Here is a 15,221-nt window from a genome sequence, read left to right on the forward strand (position 1 = left end):
CCCATGCGGTCCCCCCGGTTGTCCGCGGACAACCCCGGTTGTCCGGCAGCTTCCCCCCGGCTGACCTGCGCGGTCGGATCCGGGCCGTGCGGCCAACTCCGCTGCCCGCCAGTGTCGGGCCGTGGAACGGCACCAGGGAACACCGGTTCGACGGAGCCGTCCACCGCATGGCGCGCCGTTGGCTCGAATCCACCGGGCACGCGGCGCGAGAACGACCCAACTCACCACAGGAGGTACGTTGAACAGCACGAGCACATGGGCGGGACGGGTGTTCCGGATCGCCGCCGCCGTCTTCGCGGCATCCGCGCTGACCCTCGCGGGAGCGGGCTCCTCGACGGCCGACACGTCGCCGCCCGCGTCCGCCTCTCCGTCCGTCTCATCGTCCGGTTCCGAGTCGGTGCCGGCGTCCTCGGCCTCGTCCCCCACCGCCGACCTGGTCGCCGAGTCCGGCACCGCGCGCGCCTCGGGCACCCAAGCTGTGTACACGCGGCGCCTGAGGAGCGTGGCCACCGGTCTGTGCGTGGACGACAGCAACCTGGGCCTGCGGCACTTCGGCTGCCAGGACCGGTACGGGCAGTACGCCACCTTCCAGAAGTTCGACCTCATCCACCTCGGCGGCGCCACGTACGTCCTCAAGAACTGGGCGACGGGCCTGTGCGTGGACGACAGCAACCTCGGCCTGCGCCACTTCGGCTGCCAGGACCAGAACGGCCCGTACGCCAACTACCAGCGGTTCGAGCTGTTCTCGACCTCGGACGGCAGTTTCGTCCTGAAGAACTGGGCCACCGGTCTGTGCATCGATGACAGCAACCAGGGCCTGCGGCACTTCGGCTGCCAGGACCAGAGCGGCCCGTACGCCACCTTCCAGCGGTTCCGGCTCGACACCTACTGAGAGGACCCGAGGGCACGACATGCTGTGCGGTGCGGTGCGGATCCGGGGGACCGGACCGCACCGCACGGCTGTTTTTTGCGGCATCGGCAAAAATCTTTGCCGATGCCGTACGGGGCGCGCACGCTCCTGCGCATGAGCCCACACCGTGTTTCCGTTCCCTCGGCCCAGGCGGCCCCGTCACCCGCCGCCTTCTGGGCGCTCGCCGCCCTCTCGCTGTCCGCACTGCTGTCCTCGCTCGGCACCAGCATCGCGAACGTCGGCCTGCCGACGCTGGCACAGGCCTTCGGCGCCTCCTTCCAGGAGGTCCAGTGGATCGTCCTCGCCTACCTCCTCGCCCTCACCACTCTGATCGTCAGCGTCGGACGGCTCGGTGACATCGTCGGCCGCAGGCGGCTCCTCCTGGCGGGAATCGCCCTGTTCACGGCGGCTTCCGTGCTGTGCGGTGCGGCGCCCGCGCTCTGGCTGCTGATCGCAGCCCGCGCGGCGCAGGGCCTCGGCGCGGCCGTCATGATGGCCCTCACCATGGCGTTCGTCGGGGAGACCGTCCCGAAGGCGAGGACCGGCAGGGCCATGGGGCTGCTCGGCACGATGTCCGCCATCGGCACCGCGCTCGGTCCTTCGCTGGGCGGAGCCCTGATGTCCGGTTTCGGCTGGCGGGCGCTCTTCCTCGTCCACGCCCCGCTCGGCATCCTGACCCTGCTGCTCGCCCACCGCCACCTGCCCGCCGACCAGCACCGTCCCCCGGCCGGCAGGGCCCGCTTCGACCGGGCCGGCACGCTGCTGCTCGCGTCGGCCCTCGCGGCGTACGCACTCGCCATGACCCTGGGGAGCGGCGGTATCGGTGCGCTCAACGGGGCACTGCTGGTGGCCGCCGCCTGCGGAGCCGTCCTCTTCGCGCGAGCCGAGGCGAGAGCGGCGGCCCCGCTGATCCGGCTGGGGACGCTCCGCGATCCGAGGCTGAGCGGGGGCCTCGCCACGAGCGCCCTCGTCTCGACGGTGATGATGACGACGCTCGTGGTCGGGCCGTTCTACCTCTCGCGCGCCCTCGGGCTCCCTGCGGCACTCGTCGGACTCGTGCTCTCGGCCGGTCCGCTCGTCGCCGCCCTCACCGGCGTACCGGCCGGCCGCCTGGCGGACCGCTTCGGCGGGCCGCGCACGACCGTGGCCGGCCTCGGCGCCATGGCCGCCGGAGCCGCCGTCCTCGCCGCGCTTCCGGCGCGGTACGGCGTCGTCGGCTACCTGGCCCCCATGGTCGTCGTCACGGCCGGCTACGCGGTGTTCCAGACGGCCAACAACACCGCGGTCATGGCCGATGTCCCCGCTGACCGGCGCGGTGTCGTCTCCGGCATGCTCAACCTGTCGCGGAACCTGGGCCTCGTCACCGGGGCATCCGTCATGGGCGCCGTGTTCGCCCTCGCGTCGGCGACGACCGACGTGACCACCGCGGCCCCCGAGGCCGTCGCCACCGGTATGCGGATCACCTTCGCCGTCGCGGCGGTCCTCATCGTCATCGCGCTCGCCGTCGCGGTGGCCACCGCGCTCGCGGCGCGGCGTGCCGACACGTCGGCGGAACGCAGCGGGGAACGGGTGGAGGAACGGGTGGAGGAAGAGCGCCGTAGCGAGCGTGCCGGCGACCTCCGGCGCTGAACCACGGCCGGCGGCCGGCCGGCGGGCGGTCTTGGCCCAGCGCCATCGACCTCGGTGACCCGGGGGCGCAGCCCTTCAGCGGACCGCGACCAGTACGTGGCTGTGGCCGAACTGCCATACGGTCCCGATCTGCGTGAATCCCGCCTCGCGCAGCAGGGCGACGTGGCCGGAGAGCGTCAGGTCGTTCCCCTCGCAGTGCGGATGCCGGTCCGGGCCGCACCCCTCGATCCGCGGTGCCAGCTCGGGGTCGGCGGCCGCCTCCGACCACCAGGACTCCCAGTCCTCGGTGGTGTCGAGGTACCGCTCGGAGTGGCGTTCCCCGACATGGAGGGCCAGTTCGGCGATGCGCGGCGCGTCCGGGCCGATGTGGTCGCCGTTGACGAGGACGCCGCCGGGGCGCAGCCGTTCGGCGAGTTCCCGGTAGACCCGCCGCAGGGTGGATTCCCCGAGGTAGTGCAGGGCCGTCGCCGAGACCACCGCGTCCACCGGGCGGTCCAGGGCGAGCGCGTCCAGCCAGCCGGGTGTCCCGATCACGGCCTCTACGTAGCGCAGCGCAGGGCCGTAGTGGGAGCTGCCGAGTTCGAGGAGCAGCGGGTCGGCGTCGACGGCCAGCACCTCGGCGCCGGGCAGCCGGGCGGCCAGCCGCGAGGCCAGGGCTCCCGGGCCGCTGCCCAGGTCGAGGACCAGGGGAGCGGGGCGTCCGGCCGTCACCTGCTCGACGACGTCGGTGATGACCGTGAACCTCTCCTCGCGGTCGACGGCGTACCGCTGCTGCTGACTCTCCCAGCGCTCCACCCAGCGCGCCGCCGTCAGGGCCGTCATCATGCTCATCTCCATAATGGAAATCATTGCAGAGTAGCGAGCGTGGCGAGCAACTGCTTGACCTCTTCAGGTGTGTTGTGTATATGCAGGCTCACCCGTACCGAGGACGCCCGGGCGTCGCCGCCCGCCTGGCAGTGGCCGTCGGAGCGCACCATGAAGCCGTGGCTGAACAGGATGAACCCGAGGTCCTGGGCGGTGATCCCGCGGTGCCGGAAGGTGACGATGCTCCGGCGCCGCTGCACCTCGGAGGCGGCCGCCAGGCTCGAGCGGCAGCCGAGGACCTCGTACGCGGGCAGTCGCCCGAGCCCCTCGGTCAGCAGGGCGGTCAGGGCCACGGTCCAGCGTTCGATGCGGTCGATGCCGGCGGAATCCAGCCAGTCCAGGGCCGCCGCCAGGGAGGCGATGCCGACCGTGTTCGGGGTGCCGCTCCATCCGCCCGGCCGGAAGGCGGGCCCGCGCCGGCCCCGCGCCCAGACCGCGCCGGTCCCGGGCAGGGCGAGGGCCTTGTGCCCGGAGAAGACCACGAAGTCCACGTCGAGCTCCGCCACGGAGACCGGGACGTGGCCGATGCTCTGGGCGGCGTCCAGACAGATGGGCACATCGGGCCCGACCACCTCCCGGATGCGGTGCACGTTCATGTCCGCCCCGTACACGTGGTGCACGTGGGTCGCGGCCACGAACCGGGTGCGCGGTCCGACGATCCCCGCGAGGGCCGCCGGATCGTAGTCCCCGGAGCCCGCCTGGCAGGGCAGTTCCCGCACGAGGATCCGTACCCCCTGGCGGGCCAGCAGCTCCCGCGCCTCCAGCCACGGCGACAGGTTCGCCTCGTGGTCGGCGAACGGCACGACGATCTCGTCGCCGTCCGCCAGCAGTTCGGGCAGCCACTCCCGTGCGACCGTGCGCAGCCCGTCCGTGGCCCCGGTGGTGAAGTGCACCGAGGACCGCTCCGGCCGCGGATCGCCGAGGAACTCCCCGACCCGGTCCCGGGCGCGCTCCACCAGGGCGGTGGTCGTGTTCGCCCAGGGGTAGGAGCCACGGCCCGCGTTGGCGTTGGAGGTGGTGAGGTAGGTGTGGACCGCGTCCAGGACGGCCTGCGGCTTCTGCGCGGTGGCCGCGCTGTCCAGGTAGGCCAGGTGGGGATGTCCGACGATGATCGGGAACTGGGCGCGCAGTCCGCGCTGCCACGCGGCCAGTTCCCCGATCTCCCCGGCGGGGTCGGCCGCCACGTCAGTCACGCACCAGAGGCGCTCCGGCGTCCCGCCAGGCCACGATGCCGCCGGCGAGACTGCGGACGTCCGGGTGGCCCATGCGCGTCAGCAGGGCCGCGTACCGGGCGGACTTCTCGCCGACCGGGCAGGTGAGCAGCACCGGCTGGCGGGTGCCGAACGGCAGCCCGCCGCGCAGGAGTTCGTCGAAGAGCTCGTCGACGATGTTGACCGCGCCGTCGATGTGCAGCGCGGCGTACGCGAACGGCCCGCGCAGGTCGATCACCAGCGGACGCCGGTCCTCGATCCACTTCTGTGCCTCGGCGACCTCGATGACGGCGGCCGAGCGCACCTCGGCCCCGGTCAGCGAGGCCACCGAATTCTTCACCGGAGGCCTGCCGAGCAGCTCCGGACGGCGCTGCCGCACGTAGCCGAGGTAACTCTCCGCCCGGTCGCAGACGATGAACACGGCCGTCCTGCGCCCGTCGCCCGACGGGGTGTCCAGCGGCCGGAGATGGCGCACGGCCCCGAGGTACGCGGCCCCGCCGGTCGGACCGGCCAGCAGGCCGCAGCGGCGCATCAGCGTCACCATGCCGTCGATGGCGTCGTCGGAGCTCACCGCCTCGATGGTGTCGTAGGTGGCGGGATCGAAGAGGCCGACCCCCTGGACCTCGTCGAGGGTGCGGATGCCGGGGATGAAGTCGGCCTTCTCACCGACCAGCCCGACGACCCGCACGGCCGGGTCGTGGGCGCGCAGGGCGCGGGCCACCCCGGTGGAGGAACCGGCCGTGCCCACGCACGCGACGAACCAGTCCGGGGCCCGGCCGTCGAGATCGGCGATGATCTCCGGCCCGGTGCCCTGCGCGTGGGCGTCGGCGTTCAAGGGGTTGAAGTACTGGTCGGTGTGGAGGAGCGCGCTGTCCGGGTGGCTGAGCCGCTGGTGGAAACGCGTCAGCGGGTCCTCGGTGTCGGTCGGGTCGAGGCATTCGCTCTGCCCGGGAAGCTCCTCGATCTCGGCGCCCAGCAGCAGGAGCAGATCCTTGACCTCCGGGATGCGCATGCGGTTGGTGACGCTCTTGAACGGCAGCCCGTGCAGACCCGCGATCAGGGCCAGGGCCTTGGCGGTGTTCCCGCTGGACAGCTCGACGACCGTGGCGGAGTCCAGCCGGGCGTCCCCCAGCGCGGAGCGGACCATGTGCCAGGCCGCCCGGTCCTTCAGCGAGCCGAAGGGGTTGAGCATCTCCAGCTTCGCGTAGAGGTCGATGTGCCGCAGGCCGTGCACGGCCGGGTCGATGCGGACCAGCGGCGTGTCGCCGATGGCCTCGGTGATGCTGTCGTACCTCATGTCCGCCGTCCCCCCGTGGCTGTGACCGGCCAGTACTGCTCGTCGAGGCACCAACTCCAGCCTCCGACCCCTTCGGCGTCCTTCCGGACGGCGACCTTGCGCGCCACGGGCTGCTGTTGGGCCCGGGTGGCCGTGAAGTCCATGCAGTAGCCCGCCGTGTTGGCGAAGGCGAGGAGATCGCCGGGCCGCGGCAGCCGGGGCAGGAACACCATCCGGCGGGTGATCAGGTCCGCCTCGAGGCACAGGTTCCCCATCAGGTACACGCCCACCGGTCCGGTCTCCCGACCGGCGTCGTCGTCGCGGGGGAGCAGGACCGGGTCCATGAGGACGCCGTGGTCCTCCAGGCCCACGTCCCCCGCGTTCAGGGCGAGCCGTACGAGGTGCTCCCCGGCCCCGCCGGCCCGTACCTCCTGCACCCTCCCGAGGGTCAGCCCGCACTGGTCCGCCAGCGCCCGGCCGGGCTCGGCGTACAGGTCGTACATGCTCTCCAGGAGCAGGGTGCCGAACGGGCGGCCGAGTCCGGGCGCGGGACGGGACAGCAGCTCGTCGAGGTAGGCGGAGCCGGCGACGGGCCGGTGGGCCGGATAGAGGCCGAGGGAACCCCGCAGGGTGCCGTTCTCGACGCGCAGGCCGTAGCCGTGGCCGCCCCAGGTCAGCGGCGGGCGCCGGCCCATGACGGCCTGGGTGAGCTCGGTGGTGTAGCGGTCCCACTGTGCGGCGTGCGCGAGGTAGTTCACGCCGAAGCCGCCGCCCACGTCGACGACGCGCGGCTGGAACCCACGGATCTGCAGCTCCTCCATCGCCCGCAGGCACCCTTCGAGGGCCGTGGCCTTCTCGTCCAGGCTGGTGGTGTCGAGGTGGTAGCCCACTCCGATCGGCTCCAGCGCGTCCTGGTGCCGTTCCAGTACGTCGAGCAGGTCGCTGAGCGACTTCACGGCCGTACCGAACCGGCTGCGGCGGGAAAGCACCCGGGTGCCGGAGGTCTCGAACTCGGACAGCCGCAGGATCACGCGCAGGCGGGGCAGGCCGAACGCACCGACGATCCGGGCCGCGTCCTCCAGTTCCAGGGCCCCGTCGGCGTTGACGACGGCCCCGGAGCGCGCGGCGAGCCAGAGCGTCTCCGGATCCTTGGGGCCGGTCACCACGATCCGGTCCCCGGTGAACCCCGCGCCCAGCGCGTGCCTCAACTCGCCGAGGGAGGCGGCGTCTAGGGCGGCGCCGGTCGTGGCGAGGTGCCGGACCAGGGCGCGGGAGCGGCTGGCCTTGTGCGCGAAGCAGACCCGGCCGCCGAGGCGGTGCCGGCGCAGGACGGAGCCGAATCGCGCCACGTTCTCCGCGAACTGCTGGGGCAGTACGAGGTTCAGGGGTGATCCGAGCCCGTCCGCGAGCGAGTGCAGGAAGGAGCCCGCATCCAGCAAGGACATCAGCCGCGGTGCCAGCCGCGGTTCCAGGTACAGAGGTGCGTTGCTCATCCCAGCTGTTCCTCCCCGACGAGGAATACGTACCGGTTTCGGCAAACGGTCATACGACCGTAACCCGCGCGAGCTCCTTTGGGCCCGGTCCGGCGGGGGAGGGACTGCTTCACGACGCCCGACGGCCGAATCGGTACGGTCGGGGCGGACTTCGGGCCCGTGGACGGCCTCGGGTCTGCCACGGGCCCGACGGGTGTCCGCCTACCTGCCGGCGTAGGGCAGCAGGGCCATCTCGCGGGCGTTCTTGATCGCCGCGGCGAGCCGTCGCTGCTGCTGGGCCGTGACGCGGGTGACGCGGCGGCTGCGGATCTTCCCGCGATCGGAGATGAACTTCCGCAGCAGGTCGGTGTCCTTGTAGTCGATGTAGGTGATCTCCGCGGCGTCCAGCGGGTTGGGGCGGGACTTCACGGGCTTGCGCGGGATGGCGCGTCGGGTCATGGGGAGTCCTTGGAACGGGAAGTGGAAGGGTCGTACGTCGTACGGGTCTTACGGGACGGGGGCGAGGAGGGCGTCGAACGCCGCGGGCAGGCGCTTCCACCCCTCGCGGCCGGCGGTGTACTCGGCGTCGGTCAGCAGGCAGGAGTCGAGGAGCCGCTCCAGCCCGTCGCGGTCGAGCCCGGGGGAGGTGAACACCAGGTACTGGCAGCAGTCGCCGTGGTCCGGGTGCCAGCCCAGCGCGGCGGCCGCCCGGCGCACCGGCGGCACCATCTCCCAGGCGGCGTCCGGGAGCGAGGCCAGCCAGGGGCCGCTGTCCTCCACGCAGAGCGCGCCGCCCGCGGCGTCCCAGGCGAGCAGGGTGTCGGGCCGGTCGGCGAGCCAGAACCGGCCGCGGCTGCGGGCGGCCGCGCAGGCCAGGTCCTCCAGCGCCTCGTACAACCGCTCCGGGTGGAACGGCCGGTGGCGGTGCCAGACCAGGGTGGCGACCCCGGCTTCGTCGGCCTCCTGCGGCAGCAGCGCACACGCCGGGTGCTGCGCGGCGGCAGCGGCCTCGGTGTCGAATCCGGCGAAGGCCAGCCGCGCCAGTTCGAGGGATCCGGTCTCCACCCGGCGGGCGGTCGGGTGGAGCTGCGCCAGCAGGGCCCGGTCCTCGTCGTCCGCGTCGGCGCTGTCGACGAGGGCCAGGACGGGCGCGTATTCGAGCTGCCGGGCCCAGGTGTCCCCGACCGTCCGCCGGTCGGAGGCCGCCGACGCGAGCCCCGCCTCCGCGAGGTCGTCCCCGTTGGACAGGTAGGGCAGGACGAGGGCCGGGTCGACGGCGGTGATCACGTTGCTGAGGTCCAGCCGCTCGCCCCCGTGCGCCGCGACGACCTCGGCCATCGCCCGCGGCTCCACGGAGTCCCACAGCTCGACGACGGCGAGCCGGGTCGACCCGCCGTCGGCGAGCCGCCACAGCTCGGGGACCAGGTCCTCGCGCAGGGCGCAGCAGGCACAGTCGTTGACGAGCGGCGCCTCACCGGAGCTGAGTATTCCGGAGGCGTCGCGCACGGTGCGCCGTACGGTGCCCTCCGCGGCCGTGGAGAGGTCGTGGTGCAGGGCCACGCTGCCGGGGACGGTGGCGAGCAGCCGTTCCACGGTGGTGTGGCGGGCATCGGAGTGCAGCCCGCCGACGATGACGACGGCCAGGCTCACGCGGAGCTCCCGTACCGCCGCTGGAAGCGCTCGACGCGGCCGGCGGTGTCCAGCACCCGGGCGGTGCCGGTGTAGAAGGGGTGGCTCTGCGAGGAGATCTCGACGTCGATGACGGGGTAGGTGTTGCCGTCCTCCCACTCCACCGTCTTCTCGCTGGTGGCGGTGGAGCGGGTGAGGAAGGCGAAGTCGGCGGCCTTGTCGCGGAAGACGACGGGGCCGTAGGCGGGGTGGATGCCGGGCTTCATGGCGATGTCCTTGGGAGGGGTGGGTGGGGTGGGGTGGGGGCGGGGCGGGTCAGCGCTCTTCGCGGAAGTCGACGTGGCGGCGGACCACCGGGTCGAACTTGCGCAGCACCATGCGGTCCGGGTCGTTCCGCCGGTTCTTGCGGGTGACGTAGGTGTAGCCGGTGCCCGCGGTGGAGCGGAGCTTGACGATCGGGCGTACTTCGTTGCGTGCCATGCCGCTACTATACGGGAATGGAAATCGTTTCCAATAACTCATCCGACTTCGAGAGGGCCAGGTGACACTGTGTCCGCCCACTGCCAGCTGACCGGAGCCCAGCCGGGCTTCGGCAACACCATCTCCCACTCGCACCGGCGCACTTCGCGCCGCTTCGACCCCAACATCCAGCGCAAGCGCTACTGGCTGCCGAGCGAAGGCCGGTACGTCCGCCTCACCCTCAGTGCGAAGGCGATCAAGACCGTCGACGTGATCGGCGTCGAGGCGGCCGTGGCCCGGATCCGGGCCCGGGGGGTGAAGGTCTGATGGCGAAGAAGAGCAAGATCGCGCAGAACGAGAAGCGCAAGGCGGTCGTCGAGCGCTACGCCGCCCGGCGCGCCGAGCTGAAGGAGGTCCTGCGCCGGCCCTCCTCGACGGAGGCCGAACGCCGGGCCGCGCTGGCCGAGTTGCGCAAGCAGCCGCGCAACGCGAGTGCGACCCGGGTGCGCAACCGCGACAGTGTGGACGGCCGCCCCCGCGGCCACTTGCGCAAGTTCGGGCTCTCCCGGGTCCGGATGCGTGAGCAGGCGCACGCCGGATTCCTGCCCGGGGTCACCAAGTCCTCCTGGTAGTCACCGCTGTGCGGGGGTGGCGGCGCGGCGGCGGCGCCACCCCCCCCGGGGCCTCAGTGTGCTTCCGGGGCCACCCTGTCGTGCAGGCCCAGACGCAGGTGTTCCACGTGAAAGAGGGCCTGGTCGAGGAGTTCCGCGACGTGGTGGTCGTAGAGGGAGTAGACGATGGAGCGGCCCCGCCGCTCACCGGCCACCAGGCCGAGGTTGCGCAGCAGGCGCAACTGGTGGGAGCAGGCCGACGGCTCCATGTCGACCGCCTCGGCCAGATCGCCGACCGAGCAGGGGCCTTCCTGGAGGCGGGCGAGGATGTACAGCCGCGAGGGGGTCGCCAGGGCCTGGAGGGTCGCCGCCACGTCCGAGGTCCCCACGGCGTCCAGGCGTTCGCGCGTCGTGGCGGTGTTCTTGGCGTCGGTTCCGTGGCCCATGGCGGCCATCTTACCGGCGACATATGAAGACCTCTTCAGATGTTCCTGTACGGTGGAGACGTAGCCGTCCCCTGGCCCGCGAAGGGTTGTTCCGTCATGCCCCCAGTCCTGCTCCAGCGTCCGCACCGCGCGCCGTCGGCCGCCTCCCCGGCGGCTCCGCGGCGCCGTACGCGGGTGTTCGCCCTGGCGGAGGCCCGCTGGGCCGCGGCCGCCCTGCTGCTCTTCCTGGCCGCGCTGCCGCTCCAGTCGGCCGGAGCCCCGGCGTGGGTGTGGGGCCCGCTGTACGCCGCCGCCTACGCCACCGGCGGCTGGGAACCGGCCTGGGCCGGGCTCCGGGCGCTGTGGGACAAGACCCTGGACGTGGACCTGCTGATGATCGTCGCCGCGCTCGGTGCGGCATCGATCGGACAGGTCAGGGACGGCGCGCTGCTGATCGTCATCTTCGCCACCTCCGGCGCCCTGGAGGCGCTGGCGACCGCCCGCACCCAGGACGCGGTGCGCGCCCTGCTCGACCTCGCCCCGGCCACCGCGACCCGGCTGACCGGCGACGGCCGTGAGGAGACGGTCGCCGTCGAGGACCTCGTGGTCGGCGACGTCCTCCTGATCCGCCCCGGCGAGCGGATCGGTGCCGACGGACGGGTCCTGGAAGGCTCCGGCGAGGTCGACCAGGCCACCATCACCGGCGAGCCGCTGCCGGTACTGAAGCAGACGGGGGACGAGGTCTTCGCCGGCACCCTCAACGCCACCGGGGCCCTGCGCGTGGCCGTCGAGCGGGACGCCTCCGATTCGGTCATCGCCCGGATCGTCGCGATGGTCGAGGAAGCCTCCGCAACCAAGGCCCCGACCCAGTTGTTCATCGAGAAGGTCGAACAGCGCTACTCCCTCGGCATGGTCGTCGTCACACCGGCCGTCTTCCTCGTCCCGCTCGCGTTCGGCGCGGACCTCGCCGGCTCCCTGCTGCGCGCCATGACCTTCATGATCGTCGCCTCGCCGTGCGCCGTGGTGCTGGCCACCATGCCCCCGCTGCTGTCGGCCATCGCCACTGCCGGGCGCCACGGTGTCCTGGTGAAGTCCGCCGTCGTGATGGAACGCCTCGGACAGGTCGACGCCGTCGCACTCGACAAGACCGGCACCCTCACGGAAGGCACCCCCCGCGTCACCGACATCCGGCCGCTGGCGGGCTCCGGCCTGACCGAGGACGCCCTGCTCGCCCTGGCGGCCGCCGCCGAGCGCCCCAGCGAACACCCCCTCGCCCGCGCCGTGACCGCCGCCGCCCGCGAACGCCGCCTGCACGTGGCCGCCGCCACGGACTTCGGCTCCGTCCCCGGATCGGGCGTGACGGCCACCGTCAACGGCCACGTCATCACCGCCGGAGCACCGGCCCGGCTGCTGAGCGGCTCTCCGCACAGCGCCGCCACGGCCCACGCCGCCGAGGTGGCGGACGAACTGGAGGGCGGCGGCCGTACCGCCGTCCTCGTCCAGCGGGACGGGACCCCCGTCGGCGTGCTGGGGCTCGCCGACCGGCCGCGCCCCGACGCGGCAGCCGCCGTCACGGCCCTGCACACCCTCACCGGCACCCCGCCGACCCTGCTGACCGGCGACAACCCGCACGCCGCGGGCCGCCTCGCCGCGGAACTCGGCATCACCGATGTCCGCGCCGGGCTGCTGCCGCAGGACAAGGTCAGCGCGGTCCGCGAACAGGAAGCGGCCGGACGCCGGGTGCTCGTCGTCGGCGACGGAGTCAACGACGCCCCCGCGCTGGCCGCCGCCCACACGGGCATCGCCATGGGCCGCGCCGGATCCGACCTCGCCCTGGAAACCGCCGACGCGGTGGTCGTCCGCGACGAACTGGCCGCCGTACCGGCCGTGATCGCACTCTCCCGTGCCGCGCGCCGCCTGGTGGTGCAGAACCTGGTCGTCGCCGGGACGTTCATCTCCGTCCTGGTCGTCTGGGACCTGGCCGGACACCTGCCCCTGCCGCTGGGCGTCCTGGGCCACGAGGGATCGACCGTCATCGTCGGCCTCAACGGCCTGCGCCTGCTGCGCGAGGCCGCCTGGACCCGGGCCGCCGCGCCGGCGTGACGACCCGGTACGGGTCCGGGCGGCGCGGGGCCGGGCGGTGGAGCCATCGCACGGACCTCGGCGTGGTGTCCGGGAGGCTCCTACCGGCTGATCTGACGCGGGACCGCCAGCCGAGAAGCTTCTCCGGGTTGCGGATGGCATGGAAATGGGTGATCCTCCCGTCGCCGATCTCGATCAGGAAGACGCCCTCCAGGCACTCGCCGCTGAGGACGAGGGCGGGCGTGCCGTTGCAGTTGACCCTGTCGATCCGCAGATCCGCCAGCCGCTCCGGGCGGAACGGGCTCATGAGGACCGCGGCCACCCTCTGCGCGCCCACCACCGGCCGGCGCGCTGCGGTGGCCTTGCCGCCGCTGTCGGCGGTCCGGGCGACGTCCGGCGCCGGCAGCGAGAGCAGCCCGTCCAGGTCGCCGGTGGCGGCCGCGGTCAGGAACCGCTCGGTGATCCGCGCGGCCGTGACGGCGTCGACGGGCTCGAAGCGCTTGCGCCGCGCCCGTACGTGTCCACGGGCACGGTGCGCCACCTGACGGACCGTCGCCACGGGCTTGGTTCCACCGCTGTGGCAATGGGCTGGCCGAAGGGCGGCCGGCGTCCCGCGGGGCCGGCCTCGGCGAGCTGTCGGATGCCGGCACGCCGGCCGAGGCTGACGCACGCCCCGGCGAAGGCCACATCGATCACGGCTGGTTCGGTGCCCGCGATACGGCTCAGCACGGCGTCGGCCGCCTGCGCCCCGAGCGGCCCGGCGGCGTAGCCGCTCATCCGCAAGGGCTGTCCCGAGGGTGCGGCCGCGTCGCCGGCCGCGACGAGACGCTCGTCGTCAATGCTGGTCAGCGTCTCGTCGGTGAGCAACCGGCCCATCGGGTCGGTGCGCAGACCGCTCGCGGCCGCCAGTTGCGGCACGCCGAAACCCGCCGTCCAGATCGTCAGCGCGCTCGGACGCACCCCACCGTCGTCAAGGACGACCGCGTACTGCCGGACCTCGCGCGCCGAGGCGGCCTCGAGTACGGCAACACCGTGCCGGGACAGCCATGTGGCGATGTACCGGCGCCCCGGCGCGCTGAACGTCGGCGCCAGGGCGCGCCCGCACACCAGCGTGACCCTGCGCCCTTGCCCGCCCAGCTCGGCGGCCGTCTCGATGCCGGTCAATCCGCCGCCTGCCACGGTGACCGCTGTGGTTGCTGTGTTCGCTCATGCCCTCAGGACACCGCGTGCCCGCGGAGACGTGACACGATGCGAGGTGACGTGCGTCACTGCGCGTTCGCGGCAGACCCTAGGCCTGCTGCGGCATCGGTTGCAGGTGCTCGTGCTCGTGCTCGCAGGCGTCGTCGATCGCGTGAGTGTCCCAGGCCGGGAACGGGTCGCCCGGCGGGAGGGGTTCGCCGTCGGCCATCAGGCAGCCGGCCAGGGCGGCTTGCAGGGCCTCGGGGCGCAATCCGGTTCCGATGAAGACCAGTTCCTGGCCCTGGGCGGTGTCCGCGTCGCGGGCGCCGGAGGGTTCGAAACGGGCCACCGAGCCGGCCTGCGACCACAGGCCGGTCACGTGCGGGCGGCTGGCCAGCCAGAAGAAGCCCTTGGAGCGCAGGATCCGCCCGTACGTTCCGCTGTCGAGCCCCTTGGTGACGAAGTTCCACAGCCGCCCGGGGTGGAAGGGCAGCGCGGAGCGGAAGACGGTCGAGGAGATGCCGTACTCCTCGGTCTCCGGCACGTGGTCGCCATTGAGCTCCCGCACCCAGCCCGGGGCCTGCTCGGCGCGCTCCAGGTCGAACAGGCCGGTCCCGAGGACCTCGCGGAGCTCCACTCGGCCGCGGGTGGCGGGCACGATCGCGGCGACGGGGTTGAGGCGGGTGAGGGCGGCCCGGAGGCGGTCGGCGCTCCGTGCGTCCACGAGGTCGAGCTTGTTGAGCACGATCACGTCGGCGAACTCGATCTGGTCCACCAGCAGATCGCTGACGGTGCGCTCGTCGTCCTCGTACGGGGCGAGTCCGCGCTCGGCGAGGCCGTCGCCGCCGGCGAGTTCCGGCAGGAAGTTCGCCGCGTCGACGACGGTCACCATGGTGTCGAGCCGGGCGAGGTCGCCGAGGGTGGTGCCGTCGTCCCCGGGGAAGGCGAACGTGGCCGCCACGGGCATCGGCTCCGAGATGCCGCTGGACTCGATGAGCAGGTAGTCGAAGCGGCCCTCGCGGGCGAGCCGGCCGACCTCCTCCAGCAGGTCGTCGCGCAGGGTGCAGCAGATGCACCCGTTGGTCATCTCGACCAGGCGTTCCTCGGTGCGGGACAGGGCGGCCCCGCCGCCCCGCACGAGGGCGGCGTCGATGTTGACCTCGCTCATGTCGTTGACGATGACCGCGACGCGCAGGCCCTCGCGGTTGCCCAGGACGTGATGGAGCAGGGTGGTCTTGCCCGCGCCGAGGAAGCCGGACAGGACGGTGACGGGCAGCCGGTCGTGCGCCACGGCGGTCACCCCTCGGGGCGCAGCAGGCCGCGCCGGTAGGCCTGCGCCAGGCGCTGCGGCACGAGGTGGACGGTGCCGTCGATGGTGACGGGAGCCAGCTGCGGGGTGGTGGCCTTCCACTGGGCGCGGCGGTGGCGGGTGTTGCTGCGGGACATCTTCCGCTTGGGAACGGCCATGGGGACC

Annotated in this window: 18 protein-coding genes; 5 read left to right on the forward strand and 13 right to left on the reverse strand. The window is 72.9% G+C overall.

Annotated elements, in window-relative coordinates; all coding sequences use genetic code 11:
- Positions 1-238: 238 nt before the first annotated feature.
- Both ACZ6I1_RS13475 and ACZ6I1_RS13480 read left to right on the forward strand, forming a co-directional pair.
- On the forward strand, positions 239-892 hold the full coding sequence (locus tag ACZ6I1_RS13475; RefSeq protein WP_469286587.1) for an RICIN domain-containing protein: 654 nt from the start codon (positions 239-241) through the stop codon (positions 890-892).
- Positions 893-1,024: 132 nt separating this feature from the next.
- Complete coding sequence (locus tag ACZ6I1_RS13480) at positions 1,025-2,539, forward strand: MFS transporter (protein ID WP_469286589.1); 1,515 nt, start codon at positions 1,025-1,027, stop codon at positions 2,537-2,539.
- A gap of 75 nt (positions 2,540-2,614) precedes the next feature.
- Here the strand turns inward: ACZ6I1_RS13480 and ACZ6I1_RS13485 are convergent, their stop codons facing one another.
- The 8 genes from ACZ6I1_RS13485 to rpmG form a co-directional block, all read right to left on the reverse strand.
- Positions 2,615-3,370, reverse strand: a complete 756-nt coding sequence (locus ACZ6I1_RS13485) for a class I SAM-dependent methyltransferase (protein WP_469286591.1) — start codon at positions 3,368-3,370, stop codon at positions 2,615-2,617.
- A gap of 14 nt (positions 3,371-3,384) precedes the next feature.
- Complete coding sequence (locus ACZ6I1_RS13490) at positions 3,385-4,587, reverse strand: aminotransferase class V-fold PLP-dependent enzyme (RefSeq protein WP_469286734.1); 1,203 nt, start codon at positions 4,585-4,587, stop codon at positions 3,385-3,387.
- Position 4,588: 1 nt separating this feature from the next.
- Positions 4,589-5,911 carry a pyridoxal-phosphate dependent enzyme gene (locus ACZ6I1_RS13495; protein WP_469286592.1) on the reverse strand — a complete coding sequence of 441 codons (1,323 nt, stop codon included), beginning with the start codon at positions 5,909-5,911 and terminating at the stop codon, positions 4,589-4,591.
- Positions 5,908-7,383, reverse strand: a complete 1,476-nt coding sequence (locus ACZ6I1_RS13500) for a type III PLP-dependent enzyme domain-containing protein (protein ID WP_469286593.1) — start codon at positions 7,381-7,383, stop codon at positions 5,908-5,910. The genes ACZ6I1_RS13495 and ACZ6I1_RS13500 overlap by 4 nt, the downstream gene beginning before the upstream one ends.
- A 201-nt stretch (positions 7,384-7,584) precedes the next feature.
- Positions 7,585-7,821 (reverse strand): 30S ribosomal protein S18, encoded by a 237-nt coding sequence (gene rpsR / locus ACZ6I1_RS13505; protein WP_469286595.1) that lies wholly within the window; start codon positions 7,819-7,821, stop codon positions 7,585-7,587.
- 48 nt (positions 7,822-7,869) lie between these two features.
- On the reverse strand, positions 7,870-9,012 hold the full coding sequence (locus ACZ6I1_RS13510; RefSeq protein WP_469286597.1) for a CobW family GTP-binding protein: 1,143 nt from the start codon (positions 9,010-9,012) through the stop codon (positions 7,870-7,872).
- Positions 9,009-9,257 carry a type B 50S ribosomal protein L31 gene (locus tag ACZ6I1_RS13515; RefSeq protein ID WP_362597790.1) on the reverse strand — a complete coding sequence of 83 codons (249 nt, stop codon included), beginning with the start codon at positions 9,255-9,257 and terminating at the stop codon, positions 9,009-9,011. The genes ACZ6I1_RS13510 and ACZ6I1_RS13515 overlap by 4 nt, the downstream gene beginning before the upstream one ends.
- A 49-nt stretch (positions 9,258-9,306) precedes the next feature.
- Positions 9,307-9,471 carry a 50S ribosomal protein L33 gene (rpmG, locus tag ACZ6I1_RS13520; RefSeq protein WP_030162346.1) on the reverse strand — a complete coding sequence of 55 codons (165 nt, stop codon included), beginning with the start codon at positions 9,469-9,471 and terminating at the stop codon, positions 9,307-9,309.
- A 69-nt stretch (positions 9,472-9,540) separates the two neighbouring features.
- Between rpmG and rpmB the strand changes: the two genes are divergently transcribed.
- Entirely contained in the window at positions 9,541-9,777 is a 237-nt protein-coding gene (gene rpmB, locus ACZ6I1_RS13525) for a 50S ribosomal protein L28 (protein WP_266613176.1), read from the forward strand.
- Positions 9,777-10,082 carry a 30S ribosomal protein S14 gene (gene rpsN, locus ACZ6I1_RS13530; protein WP_385670578.1) on the forward strand — a complete coding sequence of 102 codons (306 nt, stop codon included), beginning with the start codon at positions 9,777-9,779 and terminating at the stop codon, positions 10,080-10,082. The genes rpmB and rpsN overlap by 1 nt, the downstream gene beginning before the upstream one ends.
- 53 nt (positions 10,083-10,135) lie before the next feature.
- Here rpsN and ACZ6I1_RS13535 read toward each other — a convergent pair whose 3' ends face one another.
- Positions 10,136-10,507, reverse strand: coding sequence for an ArsR/SmtB family transcription factor (locus ACZ6I1_RS13535; protein ID WP_469286600.1), 372 nt, complete (start codon positions 10,505-10,507; stop codon positions 10,136-10,138).
- Positions 10,508-10,603: 96 nt separating this feature from the next.
- Between ACZ6I1_RS13535 and ACZ6I1_RS13540 the strand changes: the two genes are divergently transcribed.
- Positions 10,604-12,589, forward strand: coding sequence for a heavy metal translocating P-type ATPase (locus tag ACZ6I1_RS13540; protein ID WP_469286601.1), 1,986 nt, complete (start codon positions 10,604-10,606; stop codon positions 12,587-12,589).
- On the opposite strand, the gene ACZ6I1_RS13545 is transcribed toward ACZ6I1_RS13540, so the two are convergent.
- The 4 genes from ACZ6I1_RS13545 to rpmF all read right to left on the reverse strand — a co-directional run bounded on the left by ACZ6I1_RS13545 (position 12,531) and on the right by rpmF (position 15,214).
- Positions 12,531-13,109: a sigma-70 family RNA polymerase sigma factor family protein gene (locus tag ACZ6I1_RS13545; RefSeq protein ID WP_469286604.1), complete on the reverse strand. Its 579-nt coding sequence runs from the start codon at positions 13,107-13,109 to the stop codon at positions 12,531-12,533. The genes ACZ6I1_RS13540 and ACZ6I1_RS13545 overlap by 59 nt on opposite strands.
- Positions 13,013-13,747: an FAD-dependent oxidoreductase gene (locus ACZ6I1_RS13550; protein ID WP_469286606.1), complete on the reverse strand. Its 735-nt coding sequence runs from the start codon at positions 13,745-13,747 to the stop codon at positions 13,013-13,015. Before ACZ6I1_RS13550 ends, ACZ6I1_RS13545 begins: the two co-directional genes overlap by 97 nt.
- A 109-nt stretch (positions 13,748-13,856) precedes the next feature.
- Entirely contained in the window at positions 13,857-15,038 is a 1,182-nt protein-coding gene (locus ACZ6I1_RS13555; protein WP_469286608.1) for a GTP-binding protein, read from the reverse strand.
- Positions 15,039-15,043: 5 nt separating this feature from the next.
- The gene (gene rpmF / locus ACZ6I1_RS13560; protein WP_469286611.1) at positions 15,044-15,214 is read right to left on the reverse strand and encodes a 50S ribosomal protein L32; all 171 of its coding nucleotides are present in this window, start codon (positions 15,212-15,214) and stop codon (positions 15,044-15,046) included.
- Positions 15,215-15,221: the final 7 nt, after the last annotated feature.

This window comes from Streptomyces sp. NPDC046303 (genome assembly GCF_055588085.1).